The organism is Nitrosomonas supralitoralis (assembly GCF_003011925.2).
GTDB lineage: Bacteria > Pseudomonadota > Gammaproteobacteria > Burkholderiales > Nitrosomonadaceae > Nitrosomonas > Nitrosomonas supralitoralis.
The window spans coordinates 16,076-36,688 of the sequence record NZ_PXXU01000001.1; the positions used below are offsets into that span (position 1 = coordinate 16,076).

The 20,613-nt window shown below is 43.5% G+C and carries 15 protein-coding genes; 5 read left to right on the forward strand and 10 right to left on the reverse strand.

Annotated elements, in window-relative coordinates:
• Positions 1 to 102 precede the first annotated feature (102 nt).
• Both C7H79_RS00065 and C7H79_RS00070 read right to left on the reverse strand, forming a co-directional pair.
• Positions 103 to 891 (reverse strand): slipin family protein, encoded by a 789-nt coding sequence (locus tag C7H79_RS00065; RefSeq protein WP_106705262.1) that lies wholly within the window; start codon positions 889 to 891, stop codon positions 103 to 105.
• Positions 892 to 903: 12 nt separating this feature from the next.
• The gene (locus C7H79_RS00070) at positions 904 to 2,283 is read right to left on the reverse strand and encodes an NfeD family protein (protein ID WP_106705360.1); all 1,380 of its coding nucleotides are present in this window, start codon (positions 2,281 to 2,283) and stop codon (positions 904 to 906) included.
• 1,120 nt (positions 2,284 to 3,403) lie between these two features.
• Here C7H79_RS00070 and C7H79_RS00075 point away from each other — a divergent pair.
• The 5 genes from C7H79_RS00075 (at position 3,404) to C7H79_RS19365 (ending at position 11,015) form a co-directional block, all read left to right on the forward strand.
• A complete protein-coding gene (locus C7H79_RS00075) occupies positions 3,404 to 4,747 on the forward strand; it encodes a GGDEF domain-containing protein (protein WP_106705263.1) in 1,344 nt (447 codons plus the stop codon).
• 313 nt (positions 4,748 to 5,060) lie between these two features.
• On the forward strand, positions 5,061 to 5,912 hold the full coding sequence (locus C7H79_RS00080) for a GNAT family N-acetyltransferase (RefSeq protein ID WP_106705264.1): 852 nt from the start codon (positions 5,061 to 5,063) through the stop codon (positions 5,910 to 5,912).
• A gap of 752 nt (positions 5,913 to 6,664) precedes the next feature.
• A complete protein-coding gene (locus C7H79_RS00085) occupies positions 6,665 to 9,097 on the forward strand; it encodes a sensor domain-containing protein (protein ID WP_172592308.1) in 2,433 nt (810 codons plus the stop codon).
• A 376-nt stretch (positions 9,098 to 9,473) separates the two neighbouring features.
• Positions 9,474 to 10,289, forward strand: coding sequence for an SDR family NAD(P)-dependent oxidoreductase (locus tag C7H79_RS00090; protein WP_106705266.1), 816 nt, complete (start codon positions 9,474 to 9,476; stop codon positions 10,287 to 10,289).
• Between the two features lie 222 nt (positions 10,290 to 10,511).
• On the forward strand, positions 10,512 to 11,015 hold the full coding sequence (locus tag C7H79_RS19365; RefSeq protein WP_172592309.1) for an IS6 family transposase: 504 nt from the start codon (positions 10,512 to 10,514) through the stop codon (positions 11,013 to 11,015).
• Here C7H79_RS19365 and rho read toward each other — a convergent pair.
• The 8 genes from rho to C7H79_RS00135 form a co-directional block, all read right to left on the reverse strand.
• Positions 10,963 to 12,222 (reverse strand): transcription termination factor Rho, encoded by a 1,260-nt coding sequence (gene rho / locus C7H79_RS00100; RefSeq protein ID WP_106705267.1) that lies wholly within the window; start codon positions 12,220 to 12,222, stop codon positions 10,963 to 10,965. The genes C7H79_RS19365 and rho overlap by 53 nt on opposite strands.
• Before the next feature lie 147 nt (positions 12,223 to 12,369).
• Positions 12,370 to 12,696: a thioredoxin TrxA gene (gene trxA, locus C7H79_RS00105; protein ID WP_106705268.1), complete on the reverse strand. Its 327-nt coding sequence runs from the start codon at positions 12,694 to 12,696 to the stop codon at positions 12,370 to 12,372.
• 225 nt (positions 12,697 to 12,921) lie between these two features.
• Entirely contained in the window at positions 12,922 to 13,977 is a 1,056-nt protein-coding gene (locus tag C7H79_RS00110) for an ABC transporter ATP-binding protein (protein ID WP_106705269.1), read from the reverse strand.
• A 3-nt stretch (positions 13,978 to 13,980) separates the two neighbouring features.
• Positions 13,981 to 15,582, reverse strand: coding sequence for an ABC transporter permease (locus C7H79_RS00115; RefSeq protein WP_106705270.1), 1,602 nt, complete (start codon positions 15,580 to 15,582; stop codon positions 13,981 to 13,983).
• A gap of 92 nt (positions 15,583 to 15,674) precedes the next feature.
• Positions 15,675 to 16,688, reverse strand: coding sequence for a Fe(3+) ABC transporter substrate-binding protein (locus C7H79_RS00120; RefSeq protein ID WP_106705271.1), 1,014 nt, complete (start codon positions 16,686 to 16,688; stop codon positions 15,675 to 15,677).
• Positions 16,689 to 16,804: 116 nt separating this feature from the next.
• On the reverse strand, positions 16,805 to 17,566 hold the full coding sequence (locus C7H79_RS00125; RefSeq protein ID WP_242447046.1) for a DUF3750 domain-containing protein: 762 nt from the start codon (positions 17,564 to 17,566) through the stop codon (positions 16,805 to 16,807).
• Positions 17,567 to 17,649: 83 nt separating this feature from the next.
• Positions 17,650 to 19,203 carry a GTPase family protein gene (locus C7H79_RS00130; RefSeq protein WP_106705272.1) on the reverse strand — a complete coding sequence of 518 codons (1,554 nt, stop codon included), beginning with the start codon at positions 19,201 to 19,203 and terminating at the stop codon, positions 17,650 to 17,652.
• The gene (locus C7H79_RS00135; RefSeq protein WP_106705273.1) at positions 19,200 to 20,429 is read right to left on the reverse strand and encodes a YcjF family protein; all 1,230 of its coding nucleotides are present in this window, start codon (positions 20,427 to 20,429) and stop codon (positions 19,200 to 19,202) included. The genes C7H79_RS00130 and C7H79_RS00135 overlap by 4 nt, the downstream gene beginning before the upstream one ends.
• Between the last annotated feature and the right edge of the window lie 184 nt (positions 20,430 to 20,613).

Here is a 20,613-nt window from a genome sequence, read left to right on the forward strand (position 1 = left end):
AATAGAGCCACTTTGCGAGCGGTAGATTTCGGATGAAAATCAAATGACGTTTGTATAAGGTCACGGAATTATTCATCTCGCAATTGTGTCGTCCACGTACAGTTAACTTTCCGTACCTCTCTCTTCCTTTTTCATCTCCTTTTCAAGAATTCTTTGGAGAGGCGCAATAAGTTCCATTGGCAAAGGAAACACAATCGTCGAACTTTTGTCACCTGCAATTTCCGTAAGTGTTTGCAAATATCGTAGCTGTAATGCCTGTGGTTGCTTGGCTAACACTTGTGACGCTTCCAATAAGTGCTGGGATGCCTGCAATTCACCTTCGGCATGAATAATTTTTGCCCGGCGTTCACGTTCAGCTTCTGCCTGCTTTGCAATTGCTCTGATCATTGTTTCATTGAGATCGACATGCTTAATCTCAACATTGGCTACCTTGATACCCCAGGATTCCGTTTGTTCATCAAGAATTTTTTGAATATCGCTATTGAGCTTGTCGCGACTGGCCAACATCTCATCCAGCTCATGCTGACCAAGTACAGAGCGCAAAGTAGTCTGTGCCAATTGACTGGTTGCAGCATCGTAATCTTCAACTTGTATAATTGCTTTTTCCGGGTCAATAACTCGGAAATAAAGCACCGCATTAACTTTCACTGATACATTATCACGCGAAATAACATCCTGGCTCGGCACATCCATCACGATGGTACGCAGATCAACGCGAACCATCGTTTGGATTACCGGGATAACGATAATAAGCCCAGGGCCTTTAACCATCCAGAATCGCCCCAATTGAAACACTACGCCACGCTCATACTCACGCAGTACTTTTAAGGCACTCGCCAGAAAGAGAATAGTGATTCCTAAAATAAAGAAAGCAACAGTGACTAAATCCATCTTGGTTCTCCTTTATGTGTTCTGAATTGCATCCAGGGGCTCTACGTTCAGCACTAAACCATTTAATGACGTTACCCGAACTTTCTGTCCACGCTTCAATGGTGCGTTAGTTTGCGCCTCCCATAATTCACCATGCACTCTAATCCAGCCCTGACGGTCAAAATTATCAAGCACCTCTCCGGTACTATGCAGAAGTTGTTCCACTCCGCTGACAACAGGCCGTTGCCGGGCTTTTATTGCCATTCCCAATACCAGCATAAAGAAGGCTGCGCTTAATAATGCAAATGTAGCAATAAGCGGAATAGAAACGCCATAACCTGGTATCTCTGTATCCAATAGCATGACAGATCCGAAAACAAAAGAAATAATCCCGCCAATGCCGAGCACTCCAAAGCTCGGCACAAATGCCTCACTCAGCATAAAGACAATACCAAGTAATATCAATGCTAATCCAGCATAGTTAACGGGTAGTATCTGAAATGCATACAAGGCCAGCAACAAGCAAACAGCCCCAATAACACCTGAAAACACCATGCCTGGGTTAGAAAATTCAAATATCACGGCATAAATGCCGAGAAGCAGCAAAATATAAGCTACATTGGGATCGGTAATCACCGCTAGCAAGCGTGTCCGCCAATCTGGCTCTTGGTGCTGTAATAAAATATGCTTCGTTGATAATGTTATTTCCTCTCCCAAAACGCGAACTGTAAGTCCATCAATTTTGGACAACAAATCTGGAATACTGGTTGCGACCAGATCAATCACTCCCTCTTTCAATGCTTCTTCTGATGTCAAGCTGTCAGCCTCACGCACAGCTTTCTCAGCCCATTCGGCATTACGATCATGTAACTGTGCAAGCCCACGGATGTATGCCACAGCATCATTGATGAGCTTACTCGTCATAGGATCTTTCGCTTCAGGTGCCTGATCACCGCGTTCTTCCTGTTGGTCATCAAATGTATTCTTCCGAGGAAATCCAGTGATTTGTACAGGCGTTGCAGCGCCTAAATTAGTTGCAGGAGCCATAGCGGCAATATGACTGGCAAAAAGAATGTATGTCCCGGCGCTTGCTGCACGCGCACCGCTTGGCGACACAAAGCTGACGACAGGAACAGGTGAGGCAATAATATCCCGAATGATTTTGCGCATTGAGGCATCCAGGCCACCGGGTGTATTCATCTGAATGATAATAATCTGGGCATTCTGTTCAATAGCCTTATGAAAATTGCGTTGCAGATAGTCATGACTGGCAGGACCAATGGCACCGTCAATATTTAGCCACAGGGCATGGTTACTACTTTGTGCAAGTAATAAAGACGACCAACAAAAAATGGCCAGAAAAATAATGCTATATTTAAGCGCTGCACAATGTATGTGTATGCTAATTATCATTCTTTCGATTGTTTTTCTGCTAACCATTTTGTATACCATCCAATTTAAAGCCCGACCAATGCAATGAAATATCAAAATACTCAAATTTATTTTGGCTAGACTTCAATAGCTCAATTTGGAACTATTCCTGAGTTAGAGTATGAGGAAAACAAACAGTTCTGTTGCTAATAATGACGATGAATAGGATAAAATATACTTAAGTTTATTGCCAAATTAACTCTCACGAGGCGCTTAACAGTAAAATTAAAGCTCATTTGACAGCGCCATCCTTGAACTTCGAATTCATCTCACATGCTTTTAGGCGAATGGCAAGTTAAACGAAAACTGATTTCGCGTTTTCCGCAGCGCACGAACGGCGTTGACCGATGTCACCGCCATCAATATACACAAGTATTCAAATAGAAAGACATTTTACGCGCAAAAAAATGACGGAACGGCATGGGGTAGCAGAAGATCGAAGAATATTTATTTCATCACAGTTCAAGAAGGAAAACCATGAAAAATACTATCTCCATGAATTTGATATGCAGGTTAACTGTCATAGGGCGCCTATTTCGAGAATTATCTCTATGACCTGCGTGCTTTCATACTATATGTAAAAACTGAGCAACTCTAACTATCTTGTTTAATGACATCATTAATTGAGATATTAGAAATAGTGGTTTGCAAGCACTCAATGAGCGATTCGGCATAATATATTCATGAATTTTGTACCGATATCTTTGCACTATTCTATTAGTAAATAAACACAATAAATAAATCAACCCTAAAATACTTCATTTGTAATACAGTTTGTCGTTAATTTAATTTGAGCAGGCAATAACCTGAATTAAGATATGCTTCACTTCATCAACTTTGAAGTACTTCCGATTTTTTAAAAAAACACTCAGAATTATGTATAGCGATAGTAACTTCCCACTTAGCCCATTACAAAACTGGATTGGACAGATGGAATGATTATCACAATAATGAATAAAACTCATCAGAACAAACTCTGCAATGAGAAAATTCCTTTGCAAACTTTGCAAGCGTAAGAATTTGAATCAAATCCAATTTGATACAAACACCCCGTCAATTGAGCAATTGAACCATATGGTCTGGGCCAGTAACAATTTCTATTATGAAAACTGACAGCTACAAAGCGCTGACTAACTATATTGATTTACTGCTCGATGCCATTTGCGTGGTAGATAAAGATGGTCGTTTTGAGTTTGTCAGTGCTAGTGCCGAACGTATTTTTGGATACACATCAGAGGAGATGCTGGGGCGATCAATGATTGAACTGGTGCATCCGGATGATCGTAAGCGCACTTTACAAACAGCCAGTGAAATAAACAACGGAGTAATCAAAGTTGATTTTGAAAACCGCTATATCCGGAAAGATGGACAGACAGTACACTTGCTTTGGTCGGCGCGCAGATCGCAAACTGATCAGCGTCGGATTGCTGTAGCGCGAGATATCACCAAAATCAAGCAGACTGAAGCAAGACAGACGGCTTTATTTGCGATCTCTGAAGCAGCCTTTGCGGCCGAAGACTTATTGGCCTTGTATCGCAGTATACATCAGATTATTACCTGCCTGATGCCGGCACAGCATTTCGCCATCGCCCTGCTTGACAATGAACACAACAAGGTTCATTTTCCGTACAGTACTATTAAGTCAAGCATTGATGAAATTGATATTGCAATTTTGTGCGATGAAGTAATCCGCAGTGGAGAAACCCTGTTGGTGATACCCGATAATCAGGCAGAACAACCATCTGCATTGCAAAAAATCGTGGCGGGTACTATGTTTAACTGGCTGAGTGTACCGCTAAAATCTCATCAGGCGATAATTGGTACTCTCATTTTACAGAATGACATCAACAAACCCACATACAGCACTATGGAGATTGATGTACTGGAATTTGTTTCCACGCAGATCGCATTGGCAATTGAACGTAAACAAATGCTGGCGCGGTTACAGCAAATGGCATTGTATGATCGCTTAACCGGTTTGCCAAATCGAGAACTGTTTCACGATCGCATGCAATCCGCGCTGGCACGGAGTCGGCGCGATCAGGGCATACTTGCCTTGTTATATCTCGATTTGGATAAGTTCAAACAGATCAATGACGAATGTGGTCACAGCGAAGGCGATTTATTGTTGCGGCAAGCAGCGCAGCGTATGCAGACGTGTTTACGTCAGACAGATACAATCGCCCGCTTTGGCGGCGATGAGTTTGTCATTCTGCTGGAGCATATTGACAACGATAGTGTCGTGTCGCAGATAGCGGAAAAAATACGGCTGTCACTTCAATCTTCGTTTACATTGATCAACAGTCAACGACAGATATTGCCCAGTATCGGTATCGCTCTGTTTCCGCGGCATGGAACTGATGAGCAACACCTGTTACGTCAAGCCGATAAAGCGATGTATGTCGTTAAGAAAAACGGCGGCAATGCCGTGCATTTTGCTGATTAGGGTTACATTTAACAGATTTTACCGCATTATTTACCAAAATTGGCATTGCTAGGTTAACTCTCGCAAGGCACACTACAGTGGAATTATTGTCTTTATGCTGACAAGCAATCTTTGATCCACGAAAAACCCCTTTGTCGCAAATCTTTATAGTTGCTGGCTGATATTCCCGCTACATGTTGTATGATTCGGGATAGAAATTGATGGCATTAGTTGTATAGAATCGTTGAATTATTTATTGTTATTATCGTCCAGAAACAGTTAACTTGACACTACCTTAAAGATAGTAATTTGCACATTACCCCATTGAAAAATTATGCAAAAAAACAGCCTGATAATAAAAACGATGACTCGTCAAGATGTAAATATTGCCATTGATTGGGCTGTCGAGGAAGAATGGAATCCGGGGTTTCATGATGCGGATTGTTTTTACGCTGCCGATCCGAACGGTTTTCTTATCGGATTACTTGATAATGAGCCGGTTGCAACAATCTCATCTGTAAGGTATGGTAAATCCTTTGGTTTTGTGGGTCTTTACATTGTCAAACCGAAATATCGAGGTAAAGGCTACGGCATTCAGATATGGAAAGCTGGATTAGAAATACTGGGTAACCGCATCATTGGGCTTGATGGCGTAATCGGACAGCAGGACAATTACAGGAAGTCAGGATTTATATTTGCTCATAATAATGCTCGATATCAGGGAACCGGGGGAGAATATTATCCATTTAATTCGAATATCGTGCCATTGTCCACACTGACTTTTGATGATATTTGCACCTATGACCAACCTTTTTTTCCTGATAAGCGTAGAGAATTTCTGAGATGTTGGATAAATCAGTCACAAAGTGTTGCATTAGGCATTTTAAGCAACAATAAACTGGCCGGTTATGGAGTTATGCGGCTCTGCCACAACGGCTACAAGATAGGACCATTATTTGCCGACAGCCCTGAATATGCTGAACATCTCTTCTTGTCTTTAAGGTCACATGCCTCAAAAGGCTCTTCCGTTTTTCTGGATATACCGGCACCAAATGAGGCAGCGTTAGATTTAGTGAAGCGGCATAATATGACAATTTCGTTCGAAACCGCACGGATGTATAAAGGTCAGAACCCTAATTTACCCATAAATCGATTGTTCGGTGTAACAACTTTTGAGCTTGGATGAAAGTGCTTTCAGGTTAAGTGGCTATAAGCCAGGATCTAATCGCGACATGAGTCCATCAAAGCCGCCAGATCGTCACCACTTCCCTTCTTCAGTTATTAATTAATTTGCATGACTTTATCTCCCCTTCGCTATAAGTTAGCGTGTTACTGAAAAATCATGACTTCGCATGAGGTGATTCTAATTTATGAGATTGTGCTTGCTTAGGTGCAAAAATTCGGCAGAATTAACGCTAAATGACTTCGATCCATGATTTTACCTCTAGAAAACCGCTGGTAGCTTAATGAAGTGAACCCCCTCGATCGAGCGTAAAAATCAGTATCTGTGACGCACTGCCAATCCAGACGACGTAATCAATGCGTTTGCCATATCCGACCCTGTCACCTTGCCTATGCTTCCAGTCCTACACACTAAAAAACGACTTATAGGTTCTAGCTCCTTGTCTAGGAGGGTAAAAACATTTATATTGAGCAACGATTTTAATGATATGTGTTTGTAACTCTCCGTGCTAGAGGTATAGAAAAAAATAGTGTTGTATGGCAACAACAAAATACTTAATATTTAAAATTCACTCTATATGAGCACTACAAATAATAGGCTTTGTTCAAAATATTATCTATACAGGTAAATAAATGTAAGCCATGTCATCAGAAAATATAACAAAACCCACTCTTCTTAAAAAAACAGCAGCAACCTCAGCTGAATCCCACACAAATTCTGCAACAAGTAATACAGAAATTTCAATGAAAAACACGATGGTTGAGCTAAAAACGCTCACGAACCAGGTTGTTTCCTACACTTATATGAAAGACAGAATGGGGCGGTACACTTATGTAAATGAGAGCGCTCAAGATCTTTTTGGCATACCTCCTGAACATATTATTGGTCAAAGTGATCACCATTTTTTTGATTTGAAAACTTCAGATCAATTAAAACATAATGACAATCTCGTACTTGAGTTTGGAGAAACCGTAAAGCAAGAAGAAAGGGTTATTATCAAATCGACTGGCGCAATGCGAATTTACCAGTCGATTAAGAAACCGATACGTGATGATCAAGGCCAAATCACAGGCTTGTATGGGATTTCCACCGATATCACACAATTCAGACAAACAGAGGATACACTTAACCAGATCATCAAACATTTGTCACTAGCCAGGCATGCCAGCGGTGTGGGCATCTGGATTTGGGACATCGTCCAGGATAAATTGGTTTGGGACGATCAGATGTTTGTTCTGTATGGCATCTCGAAAGATAACTTCCGTGGTGTCTACAAGGACTGGAGTTCAGCTGTTTATACAGATGACTTACAGCGAGCCGAGAAAGAAATCCAAATGGCGTTGTGTGGAGAAAAAAAGCTCGATACCGTTTTTCGTGTTTGCTGGCCAGATGGAACGATTCATAACATCCATGTCATTGCCACCGTAATACCCGATGCTTCTGGAAAACCCTTGCATATGGTCGGCACGAACAGTGACATTACCAGTCACATGCAATCCGATGATTTCATGTCGTTAACTAGCGCGATTTATCAATCAAGCGGAGAGGCGATCATGGTAACTGATGAAAATAATATTATAAGGCACGTTAACCCTGCATTTACCCATATGACAGGTTACGAACTATCAGATGTAATGGGTAAGAGCCCCAGAATCTTAAATTCTGGACGCCACGACAAAAATTTTTACCAGGAAATGTGGCAAACAATTATGCGAACCGATCACTGGCAAGGTGAAATATGGGAGCGTCATAAGGATGACATTATTTATGCCCGATGGTTAAGCATCAGCGTTATTCGTCATCCCAATGGAGATATCTATTGCTATGTCGCACAATTTTCAGATATCACTGAGAAAAAACAATATGATGAGCTAATCCTAACTCAAGCTAATTACGATCAGCTTACGGGCTTACCCAATCGCAACTTATTCAAGGATCGGTTGGCGCAGGAAATCAAAAAATCTCACCGTAATAAATTACCATTGGCATTGTGTCTCCTTGATCTGGATCATTTCAAGGAAATTAATGATACGCTCGGGCATGCTGCAGGTGATGAATTGCTTAAAAAAGCCGCAAATCGCATCAAGTCATGTATGCGTGAAATAGATACCGTAGCTCGACTAGGTGGAGATGAATTTATCGTTATTTTACCGGAGATCAACAACAAACTCTGTATTGAAATAGTTGCTCAACATATTATTCAAGAACTCGGCAAACCATTCCAATTTAATCAAAATGAAACTCTTTATCATATCTCAACCAGTATAGGTATTGTGGTATTTCCGGAAGACGGTGCAGACATGGAAAGCTTAATGAAACATGCGGATCAGGCAATGTATGTTGCAAAACAGCAGGGACGCGGACGTTATTGTTACTTTACTGCTGCCATGCAACAGAAAGTAAATGAAAAAATGACACTTATGCGTGATCTTAGAGAGGCACTGACACGCAATGAGCTTCATGTCTACTATCAACCAATTTTGAAGCTAACAGATCACCGTATCGTTAAAGCAGAGGCCTTGCTTCGTTGGAAGCATCCACAACGTGGCATGATTAATCCTGCTTCCTTTATTCCCCTTGCAGAGGAAAGTGGTTTAATTCATGAAATTGGCGATTGGGTATTTGATCAAGTTATCGTGCATATTCAAAAATGGCATGAGCAATTTGGCCATATTATTCAAGTCAGCGTGAATAAATCTCCAGCTCAGTTTAAACATGCCAACAAACAGCTATGGTCTGAAAAACTGACCAGACTGAAACTGCCTGGGAATTGTATTAATGTGGAAATTACCGAAGGCTTGTTGTTAAAAGACACTGCTGAAATTAAAGACTGTTTACTGGAGTTTCATAACAATGGGATTGATGTCTCTATCGACGATTTTGGAACTGGTTTCTCCTCGTTATCCTATCTCAAAGCTTTTGATATCGACTATCTCAAGATTGATCGTTCTTTCATAAGCAATTTGACCAAAAATACAACTGATCCCGCATTAGTTGAAGCAATTATTCTGATGGCTCAGAAGCTAAATATCAAGACTATTGCCGAGGGTGTGGAAACACGGGAACAACAAGATTTGTTAATTGAACTTGGATGCGATTATGCACAGGGTCATTTTTATTCTCTTCCTCTTCCTGAAAATGAATTTGAGAAATTGATCAATTGTATCCCGTCCATGAAGGTTGGATAAAATAGCCTGATTACTTGACAGATGGTTTTGGAGGCACTGTCAGGTTAAGTAACTGTGTGACAAGATGAGGCATGAGCAGTGTACTTACAGATTTTTGGCTAGATTGGTGTCGAAATAATTCTTACCGAAACCAGTCTTGACAAATGTTTCGAGCATTTTTAACTACCATAAAGCAACTGCTCGTCCAATTTTCACGTATAGTTCCACCGAATGTATTCTCTCGCCCTTTGCGCGATGCGTAATGCGTCAGCTTACCAACATCAGTGATACACTTTGATTCCACGATTACCGATTAAATTATGCTACGTAGTGATACAGTATTACTTCGCTATCTACGGCACGATCCGGCAGACATCTATATTATGTGAGTACATTAATGACAAAACCCATTGCACTAGTTACTGGCGCATCCAGTGGTATTGGAAAAGCAACTGCAGAACTTCTAGCAAACAATAACTATTACGTTTTCGCCATGGCGCGACGCATGAATAGGCTCGAACAAATACGTTCGGAAAATATAGAACCCATTTGTTTAGACGTAACGGATGCAAATGCTATAAAAATATTAATCGATCATGTTATGACTACAAAAGGTCGTATTGACTTACTTGTCAACAACGCTGGTTATGGACAATTAGGTGCTGTCGAATGCGTTTCAATGGAAGCTGCGCATGAACAGTTTGAGGTCAATGTTTTCGGCTACGCACGCTTTATGCAAGCCGTACTCCCGCACATGCGCGCACAGAATTCCGGGATCATTATCAACATTGCATCGATACTGGGTCAAATTTCGATCCCGGGCTTTGGTTGGTACGCTGCTTCAAAACATGCCGTGGAAGCATTATCTGAATCCTTGCGTGGCGAAGTCATGAAGTTTGGAATAAATGTTGTCGTCATTGCACCAGGGTTGATAAAAACCGAATTTGCCGAAAAAGAATTTGAATTACTCAAAACAGTCGAGCACCCGCCCATTTATCAGAAATTGCTGGATGCCCTCCCCCGCCTACTGAAGGATGAAGCCATAGCGCCTGGACCAGAGATCATCGCCAAGGCCGTACTCAAAGCAGCCAAAGCTTCTTTCCCACCCATGCGCCACGCAGTACCTGGCGATTCCAGAACTGCGGTTATTTCACGCTGGCTCTTAGGCAGCCGACTTTTTGACTGGGCTGTACGTTGCAAGATGAAAATCTGAATATTCCTGCGACGGAGCACTGCCAGATTAGCTCTTATATAAATGGATGATAGATCCGAATGGTTTCGATTAAATCGGTAACGTTTTTGCAGGATCAGCGAACTATTCATTCTGCTATAGTCGTCAAGAAACGGTTAACTTGATTATACTCTTATACCACTCTTCTATTAATCATCGTTAAACACAGTTGAAAAGCCAACATTAACAGTATCCGCATGCACTGTGACATCCCCTATCCTGGCAGTTGGCCGGCTGTTTGATCATGACCGGGGCGGAACCTTCGACGCTGCTGTCTCGCGGTCCGGCGCAGACACACACACACCCATAATCGTAATCAGCAGGCAGATTTCTAATCAACAAAGCACTGGACACGCAGGGTGCACTGATTGGGCCACCGACAGGAATCAGGCCAACACCGCGGCGATAGAAGAATACAACACTGACAATGAGGCATGCATTGAACTTCGACAGGCAAAGTATCTGAATAATGTCGTGGAGCAAGATCACCGTGCGATAAAACAAATAAACCAATCACAGACAAATGCGGGGATTCAAATCATTCTGGGCAGTGGCCGTCACTCTCGCGGCACAGTTCTATTCGCTATCCAGATAAGGTGGCCCAAAGAAGCGTATTTGCTGGTTTATGCGAAAACTTTGCGACAGATCATCTCATCTATACCCGTCTCATTGAATCAAAAAAATCAGAATTGTTTTTGGTTCCCTTGATTTTATCCAACAGAAACGACATTGCATCCATATCATCCATTGGGTGCAGCAATTTACGTAAAACCCATATTTTCTGTAAAACATCGGCAGCAATTAATAATTCTTCACGACGTGTGCTTGACCGATTCACGTTAATTGCAGGATATACTCTTTTCTCAGCCATACGGCGATCAAGATGAATTTCCATATTACCGGTGCCTTTGAATTCTTCGTAAATCACGTCATCCATTCGTGATCCAGTATCAATCAATGCGGTTGCAATAATAGTCAATGATCCGCCTTCTTCTATATTTCGAGCAGCGCCAAAAAATCGCTTGGGACGTTGTAAAGCGCTTGCATCCACACCACCAGTCAGCACTTTACCAGAGGCAGGCACCACGGAATTATAGGCACGAGCCAGCCTTGTAATAGAATCAAGGAGTATTACAACATCTTTCTTGTGCTCGACCAAGCGTTTGGCTTTCTCAATGACCATTTCCGCTACTTGCACATGTCGTGCGGCAGATTCATCAAAAGTGGAAGAAATTACCTCCCCCCTGACAGACCGAATCATTTCCGTTACCTCTTCAGGGCGCTCATCTATCAACAGCACCATCAGAATTACATCCGGATGATTAGCCGCAATGGCGTGCGCAATATGTTGCAGCATAACGGTTTTACCTGATTTTGGACTAGCCACCAGCAATCCGCGTTGACCCTTGCCGATGGGAGCAATCAAATCGATTATACGACTGGTAATATTTTCTTCAGCCTTAATATCTCGTTCTAGTATCAATCGTTCATCAGGAAACAGCGGCGTCAAGTTCTCGAAGAGTATTTTCTGTTTAGAATTTTCTGGCGGTTCGTTATTAACTTTATCAACTTTCACCAGCGCAAAATAACGCTCCCCATCTTTTGGCGGACGAATCTCGCCATCGATTGAATCACCCGTATGCAAATTAAAACGTCGGATTTGACTTGGTGAAATATATATATCATCCGGACCGGCTAGATATGAAGTATCTGGAGAGCGTAAAAAACCAAATCCATCCTGCAGCACCTCTAGTGTCCCATGACCATAAATATTCTCACCCTTGCGTGCCTGGCTCTTAAGCAATGCAAAGATTAAATCTTGTTTACGCATTCGATTGGCACCGTCAATTTCGTATTCGATGCCCATTTTTACTAATTCAGTGACATGTAAATTTTTTAGATCAGATAAGCGCATGAGGAAGCTCTTAAAAAAAGAATACTTTGGAATAAAGTAAAGATACTGGAAAGGAAAAATGTTACAGATGGGATAATAAAAAAAGTTGTGATGTAGTCTTTTTCAATACATAGTCCACAAATCTATCTGTCTTTTAGACTAGCGAGTTTAAATGTGACTGTCAATAAATGCCGTTAGCTGCGATTTTGATAGTGCACCCACCTTTGTTGCTTCAATATTTCCATTTTTAAAAATCATTAATGTTGGGATACCACGAATGCCATATTTAGGAGGTGTTAACTGGTTCTCATCAATATTCAATTTAGCCACTTTAAGTCGCTCTCCATATTCACTCGCGATTTCATCAAGTATGGGCGCTATCATTTTGCAAGGGCCACACCATTCGGCCCAGTAGTCAACTAATACAGGCGTGGTAGATTGTAAAACTTCTGTTTCAAAATTAGCATCTGTAACGTAATGAATATGCTGACTCATAAAAACCCTCAATAAAATTATTTAGTTTTTGGAATAGTAGCCTCAATATTATTTCTGAGACTGGTTTACGTGATTGCCTGGAATAAAGCTGCAAAAGAAAGGTATTAATACCAATTTGATTATGCTATAGAAAAAACTATTAAAAGGGAAGTAGCATTAGCTCAAAAATTGTTTAAAAAACCAATCTGATAAAGTTTGTCTAGAAAATCGGTTCAAAATCAAGACTCATAACTCCAATTGTTGAAATGCCACAATATGGTCAACTTCAAGCTTGATACCAATTTTCTCGCCCACGGCATGATTATGATGACTGGGTACTAATGCTAGTACTCGATCACCACCAGCAAGGCGTAGAGTATATAAAATCTCAGCACCACGAAACGCTTTGCTCACTATAGTAGCCTGTAAAGCGCTAGTGTTGTCATGCACGATATCATCCGGCCGCAACAATACATCCACGATACTACCACTCGCATGTTTATGTAAAGTCTCACCCTGTAAAACGCCAAGTTCAATTTCAACCTGTCGGGCATCAATCACTTTGCCAGGGAGAAATACACCTTGTCCAATAAAGTCGGCAACAAACCGATTCACAGGGCGATGATACAAATTGAAAGCAGTATCCAGTTGTTGAATCTCGCCACGATGCATGACGCCAATTTCGTCAGCTATCGCAAACGCTTCGGCTTGATCATGCGTAACTAGAATAGCTGTAGTACATTGATTTTTAATAATTTCACGCACCTCAATGCTTAAGCGTTCACGCAAACTGATATCCAGATTGGAAAATGGCTCGTCCAGTAACAGCAATTCTGGCTTGGGTGCCAATGCACGCGCTAACGCCACTCTTTGTTGCTGCCCACCTGACAATTCATGCGGATATTTTCTAGAAGCTTCTGTCAAATGCACCACATGCAACAACTCGTCAACACGTCGCTCACGTTCCCTCTTGGCTAAACGATGCAAACCAAAGCCGATATTGGCGGCCACATCAAGATGTGGGAATAAAGCATAATCTTGAAAAACCATGCCGATTCGTCTTTGTTCCGGTGGCACAAAGACCTTTGTACTACTGACACAAACACCGTTGAGGTAAATTTCCCCTGCCAACACCGACTCAAATCCTGCAATACAACGTAACACCGTGGTTTTACCGCAACCACTCGGCCCTAACAAACAACCGATTTGTCCTTTCTGCAAAGAAAGGGTTAAATCACTAATTACGGCTTGTTTACCATAAGCTTGCCGGACATTGTTCAGTTGCAGTAAAATCTTAGTCATCACCTAAATTTCAGTTTGACGCATAAATAAATATATCGGTATTAGTCCGGCCAATATCAGCGTAACCGCAGGTAAAGCCGCCTGCTCCCACTGGCCTTCTGAAGTCAATTCATAAATTCTGACAGCCAGCGTATCCCAACCAAATGGACGGGTCATCAAGGTAATCGGCATCTCCTTCATCACGTCGACAAACACCAGGGTGGCGGCGGTAAAAATACCCGGCTTCAATATTGGAATATGTACTGTTCTGATCATCGCCCAGCCATGTATGCCCAAACTCATCGCCGCCTCATCAATGCTGTGCGTAATCCGTTGCATTGCGCTATCAATAGGATAATGACTCACGGCCATAAATCGGATCAAATAAGCAATCAACATAATGGCTAATGTACCCTGAATCAACTGACCTGTTTCTATTTGCAACCAGTGTAACGCCAATTCGCTAAGCTGACCATCCAGCCAGACCAGCGGCACATATACGCCAATTGCCAATACTGTGCCAGGTAATGCATAACCAATGGTTGCAGCACGCACTGCATAACGCGTAGCGGAATCAGGATAACGCCGCAGCGCATAAACCATAGCAATTACAACCAGACAAATCAACAAAGCCGACAGACCGGATAAAGTCAGGGAGTGCCAGAGAAATTCCAGGTAACGACCCACATCATAGTTCTGCGCAAACGATTGCACGGACCAATAACCCAATTGCGCAACAGGCAGAAAAAATGCAAAAAACAATACGCTTACTACAAAACCGGTAACCATCCAATTATGCCAACCTGCCAATTGAATACGTTGCGCTTTCGCACTGCTTTTGGTTTCCGCATAACGCATACGCGATCTGAACTGCTGCTCCAGCACAATCACAATAAAAACCATAACAATCAATAGAGAGGCAAGTTGAGACGCTGCTTGCAATGAAAACATGCTGAACCACGCTTTGTAGATAGCTGTGGTAAACGTATTGTAATTAAACACTGCGACGGTACCGAAATCCGCCAATGTTTCCATTGATACGAGCATGATACCTCCGGCTATCCAGGGACGCGCCATCGGCAACACTACTTTGAAGAAACCCTGCTTGCGACTGAAACCGAGTGATTGCGCAACTTCTAATGAACGCTTGCCTTGGCTCAAAAAAGCATTCCGTGCCAGCAAATAGACATAAGGATAAAAAGCCAGGGTCATGACGATGATAACGCCCATCCTGCCGCGTATATCTGGAAACCAGGACAGATCAGAATCCAACCAGGCACGCAATGTAGTTTGTATCGGGCCGGTAAAATCAAACAGACCCAGTGCAACAAATGCTGTCACATAGGCAGGAATCGCCATCGGCAATAACAACGCCCATGAAAAAAATCGTCGTCCGGGAAACTCATAAACAGCGGTAAACCAGGCCAGGCTGATACCTAATAGTGCCGTCCCAACGATTACGCCCAACACCAGCCAAAACGTATTGAGCAACAAGGAAATCAGTGTGGTTTCAACCAGATGCCGCCAAATCTCACCTGCCGGCATCAATACGGATGAAAAAATCACGCCAACGGGTACCAGTACCAATGCAGCGGCGACAAAAGGTACCCAGCGCCAGATGATCATCAAACGTTTGAAAAAAAACAGAACAGAAAAAAACTTGCGTCTTCAGAAAACTGATTTGCTACCACCGCATGTACCGCCTTACTCACACTGTTTTACCGGTATCCTGCGCGATCCATGAGTTTTACAGCAGTCGTCTGCAATTCTCCAGCTTTAGCCAGATTCATTGGATTTTGCTTAAAATCACCCCACGTTGCGACAAACGGATCAGCCGCAATTTGAGGATTAACTGGATATTCCATATTCACATCAGCAAAAAGATTCTGCGCTTTAGCGGATGACAAGAATTCCAACAACTTAATGGCAGCCTGTTCGTTGCGGGCATAGCGCGTGACTCCCGCACCTGAGATGTTGACATGCACGCCACTGTTATCCTGATTGGGCCAGAAAATCGCCAACGGCAACTTGGGATCTTGTTTCATTAAGCGGCCAAAATAATAAGTATTGACCAAAGTCACATCGCATTTTCCGGCAGCCACAAACTCTAATGCCCGGGTATCGTCAGATAACGGATCGGTTGCCAGATTAGCCACCCAACCCTTAACAATTTTCTCTGTCTCAGCTTCGCCATGTTCAGCAATCATCATAGCGACAAGCGACTGGTTATACACTTTCTTCGAAGTGCGTAAACAAAGCCGTTTGTTCCACTTGGGATCGGCGAGATTTTCATAGGTTGAAAGTTCCTCGGGCTTTACTTTTTTGGTGTTATAAACCAGAGTCCTGGCGCGTATTGACAACCCAAACCATTCATTCTCAGGATCGCGTAAATGCGTTGGAATATTACCCACAAGCACCTCGGATTTAACAGGTTTTAACAATCCTTTCTGTGCAGCTGCCCAGAGATTACCGACGTCCGAAGTTATTAACACATCTGCCGGTGTATTTTTACCCTCTGCCTCCAGCCGGGCAAGCAACGCACCTTCGTTGTCGGTGGTGTATTTAACTTTAATCCCGGTTTCCTGGGTAAAAGCATCAAACATCGGCTTAATCAGTTGCTCAATTCGCGCCGAATAAACAACCACTTCATTGGCATGCGCTGGATGAATAATAAATAACGAAAAAAGCAAAGAAACAAAGATAAGAAAACGGTTTAAATTTGAGCTCGTCATGAGAGAAATTCCGGGGAAAAAGTTTCATCAATTGAATTAATCACTGGCAAATACTATAGTATGAATAAGAATAATTATCAATTAAATATCTGCGGCAAAGAATGGCAAGACTCCGATCAATTCTCGGTTACCGGCCATGACCATGGATTCAATTCAATGCGTCCCAGCAGTGGCAATTTAATGGCGAGGGGATTCCAATTAATACCAAAAGACAAACCCAGAAAATTGAATTCAATTCCTTCCACCGCGCTAATCAACACACCCAGCAAGCCAAAAAATGAAATCTGCAAACCACTGCCACTTGGAGCATGCGATATAAACCGGTAACCCAGATAATCCTTGCCAATCGCCGTAGGCGGCAAATCCAACTGCAGCTCCGGTACCGCTCGTGAAACCCAGGCGGTAAAAGTATTCGAATTCGGTCCCGGCCACATGGTGTAATCTTTCATGTAAGGGTAACGATTAGCCGCCAGATCAATTTTCTCGATCAACGCATCCACGCCATCGCCTCTTTTCTCTGCCAGGATCTCGGGCACATTCCCGTACCAGCGCCGGTCAGGCGCATTTTCATAAACCGCTAATACCGACCTCTGGCTACGCCGCAACCATCCGATCACTTCATAAATAGTATAAGACTGAGCACCCGAAGGCTTCACCGCAATCCAGGTATGAATTCCAAAATAGCCGCGCCAGCCAAATGCGCGCGCGCCATAAACCTGAATAATCGCCTCAGGATTCGTGGCGGGATCCGGCGCTATACCGACCGGTTCGCGGCTCGCATTCCACCAGTATTGGGCTTGGGCGCAACTCGGAAAAATCGCTATCAATATAAGATTTAATAACAAGACACAAAAAAATATAGGTAAAACACGACTCACTTATCAACCCAACGAGTAATTGATCCAATCCACATTAATCAAATGATGGAATGTCCAGATTAAATAAAATATAGCAAAACCAGTTAGTGTTCAGAACGTTTGCCCAGCATCTCCGGCAAATCACGCAAAAACCGCCCTGCTCCCGCCATCTGGCGACGCAGCAAGACCCAGTCTTCCGCTCTTTTTTTGGCATCCAAACAACGCATCAAGCGGATTCTCAACGCTTCATCCTGATGGTTCAGAATAGCCGACCACAGCGTATCCACCACATTATAAATTTTACCCTCCAACAAGCAGACAGGAATAACCTGTTCGGCCGGCACCGCCAGATCAGCAGCAATCGCTCGCACGGCGGCGGTTATATTAGCCGACTTGATATTCGTTGTGTCGGTCAAATCATAGGGCGGATGCCATTCATTCGCCGGACGCAGCCGATCCACAAAACTAACAGTAACCAGCAACGGCGCAGAGCGCCGATCCATTCGTGCAGCCTGGTAGCTGCGCAAGGCATCCAAAAATTGCCGTTCAGCTTGCCGATCCGGGCGATTAGCCGGGCTGACCCATAAGATCAGATCTGCGCTGCCAGCCGTTATCAGCATTTGCTTGCTATCAAAAAACGGACTATCGCAACCTGGGCTATCGAAGATCAGTGCCTGGGTGAATCCTTCACGTGACAATACGAATGGCTCCAGCGCTTGGGTAGTGCCCGCCAGCACATCAGTGACAGTTTTAAGCTCCCTAAACAAGGCATTGATCAAACTTGATTTGCCTGAATTGGAGCGCCCAAGAACAAGAATCCGCAATGGCTCATTCGTCGCTTCTGCTGTTTGCTCAGTCTGCTCTAGATCTGCCTTGGATTCCGGTGTTACAGATTCAGCATAATTTTCATCGCCAAGCGCCAAACGCCCACTATAAAGATCAATAGCGTAATAACCCACTTTGCACACATAAGCCCGCAAAAACCAGCGATGCAATTCATTTCTGGCCTGATCAAAGCTGCGCTCGCGCAGATGTCGCCAGGCTTCGCTCAGTAAGGCATTCACCGGATTAATCAGGATACTGCCCGCGCGGTAAATATTGAATGCTTTTTCTGCCTTAACCTTCCAACGTTGAATCCGAAATAAATCGCCTACCGTCAGACGATTGCTAAAGGGTATTTTTTCTGCGATATCTCTGCGCAGCTCGCGACTTGCCCGCTCAATAATCAGTAAAGTATGCGGCACGGTCAGCTCATAGAGAGGCTTGTCAACTTCTGGGTGATAGCAATGCGCCACTGTTTCCAACGCTTTCTGTCCCAAATCCCATATCCATCTGCCATCTTCAAGCGGCCAGTCCTCCGGATTGCAGGTTGCAGACAGCGCTTCAACCTGCTGCCATACCGCATCTGCACTGGGTGGCCATTCAGGATTGGGCTCAGTAGCCGCATTCATTAATAATTGACGTTCCTGCCGCACCAGCAACTGTTGCAAACCATAGCCCAGAACACCGCACACCACCATCGCAATCAGCCAATACAGCAGGTATCCGCTTTGCCATAGCCAAAGCATGCCGAAACCCATTAATGCCAGCAGCGGCAAAAGCAGCAGAATGGCAACCAATAATCGTAACGGATCAACGGCTGCAACCGGTTTCTTCATTTGGGATGATCCCGTAACCGATCTTTGAGTACGGAGGCACCCTGTTTCAGCTCCTCCGCATAAATTCTGCGTAATGTTTCAGGATCAACATTCAAGCCATTTTTACGTCTAGCAAAAAAATAGATAGCAGCTTTTCCTAACGCATAAGTAGTCGCGCCGCTGGAACTGGCACCCCATACCGCACCCACCGTTTGCCCCCAGAATGGGATTACCTTGACCACCGCGCGACTCAGCATGCGCGTAAGAAAACTGGAAGCGATTCCCGCACCTACCAAGCTCAAAAATTCTGAGATTGTGCTTTTATCCCAGTACTGACCGTATAAGGTTGCAAGACTGTGCAAAAGTTTAGTCTGTACAGCCGTCACGGCAACCAGGTCAACCACAGGCAAAGCGCCCAATCCTGCCGCTGTCAGCGAATAACCGACAATATGCTGATGCGCTGTGCGGGCATATAGATCGTGAATCTCCTTATCGCCACTTAGCTGGTGTTGCAGACCTAAAGAAGTCAGCGATTCAATGGCCTGCCACAGCGCTTCCAGTCCGTAATCAGGTGGCTCAAATCCATCTTCAGGCAACGTTAAATCCACCGCTACCCAATGTATGGCAGCAAAACCGGGCAATTGTCCCAAAGCGCTACGTTGTGCCTGCATAGCACGACGCAAATCAATCGGAACCGCTTCCGGCAATGGATCATTATCATAAGGCCAAGGATGCACATGGCCGGATTCGCTGGGATAAAGTTCATGCAAACCCGTTTGTACGATCAATACAGGCCACTCAGGGTGCCGCCGACGGATAGAATGCAACACCTCAAACACTGCGTCCTGATTGATATCAGCCACTTTCATGACAGCAACCAACAAATGCGCCTGAGACTCGCAATATTGAATATCGTCACCCGGATCATAAGAAACTTCACCCAAGCCGCGGGTATCCAGAAACCTGACGATCGGTATATCGACTGGAAAATCATAAAAACGGGAATTGCGGGTACATGGCTGAAAACCATTACCGATCTCAGCCGCTGGACTACCTGTCAATGCCCTGATAATTGAGGTCTTGCCGGCCTGTGTTTTGCCCAACAACCATAGCACTGGTATCGGCATCTTCGCGCGCGCTTCACGCAAAGAGGCTTCCAGCAAATTTTCGTCGACTCTGGGTTCCAGCAAAGCCGTGCGAAGCTGTTCCCAGTAATTTGTCCAGTTTTTCAGATCGCTCAATTTCATCACGTCGCCATCTTATCACTAGAGTGCAGCAGACATAAGGCTGGATGTATGCGTAAAACAAAAGATATAAAACCACTTACCACAACGATTTAATAGAGCTATCGCGATGCTATACTATTGTGTAAAGTGTAATTCATTGTTAATATCAAATTGTTACACAATAAATTGAAAGTTAAATCTTAAT

Bases quoted from the DNA above. Each gene is read 5' to 3' on its own strand.
- C7H79_RS00070 (WP_106705360.1), bottom strand. From the start codon at position 2,283: ATGATAATTAGCATACACATACATTGTGCAGCGCTTAAATATAGCATT.
- C7H79_RS00130 (WP_106705272.1), bottom strand. From the start codon at position 19,203: ATGAAGAAACCGGTTGCAGCCGTTGATCCGTTACGATTATTGGTTGCC.
- C7H79_RS00115 (WP_106705270.1), bottom strand. From the start codon at position 15,582: ATGATCATCTGGCGCTGGGTACCTTTTGTCGCCGCTGCATTGGTACTG.
- C7H79_RS00080 (WP_106705264.1), top strand. From the start codon at position 5,061: ATGCAAAAAAACAGCCTGATAATAAAAACGATGACTCGTCAAGATGTA.
- trxA (WP_106705268.1), bottom strand. From the start codon at position 12,696: ATGAGTCAGCATATTCATTACGTTACAGATGCTAATTTTGAAACAGAA.
- C7H79_RS00090 (WP_106705266.1), top strand. From the start codon at position 9,474: ATGACAAAACCCATTGCACTAGTTACTGGCGCATCCAGTGGTATTGGA.
- C7H79_RS00065 (WP_106705262.1), bottom strand. From the start codon at position 891: ATGGATTTAGTCACTGTTGCTTTCTTTATTTTAGGAATCACTATTCTC.
- C7H79_RS00135 (WP_106705273.1), bottom strand. From the start codon at position 20,429: ATGAAATTGAGCGATCTGAAAAACTGGACAAATTACTGGGAACAGCTT.
- C7H79_RS00110 (WP_106705269.1), bottom strand. From the start codon at position 13,977: ATGACTAAGATTTTACTGCAACTGAACAATGTCCGGCAAGCTTATGGT.
- C7H79_RS00085 (WP_172592308.1), top strand. From the start codon at position 6,665: ATGGTTGAGCTAAAAACGCTCACGAACCAGGTTGTTTCCTACACTTAT.
- C7H79_RS00075 (WP_106705263.1), top strand. From the start codon at position 3,404: ATGAAAACTGACAGCTACAAAGCGCTGACTAACTATATTGATTTACTG.
- rho (WP_106705267.1), bottom strand. From the start codon at position 12,222: ATGCGCTTATCTGATCTAAAAAATTTACATGTCACTGAATTAGTAAAA.
- C7H79_RS00120 (WP_106705271.1), bottom strand. From the start codon at position 16,688: ATGACGAGCTCAAATTTAAACCGTTTTCTTATCTTTGTTTCTTTGCTT.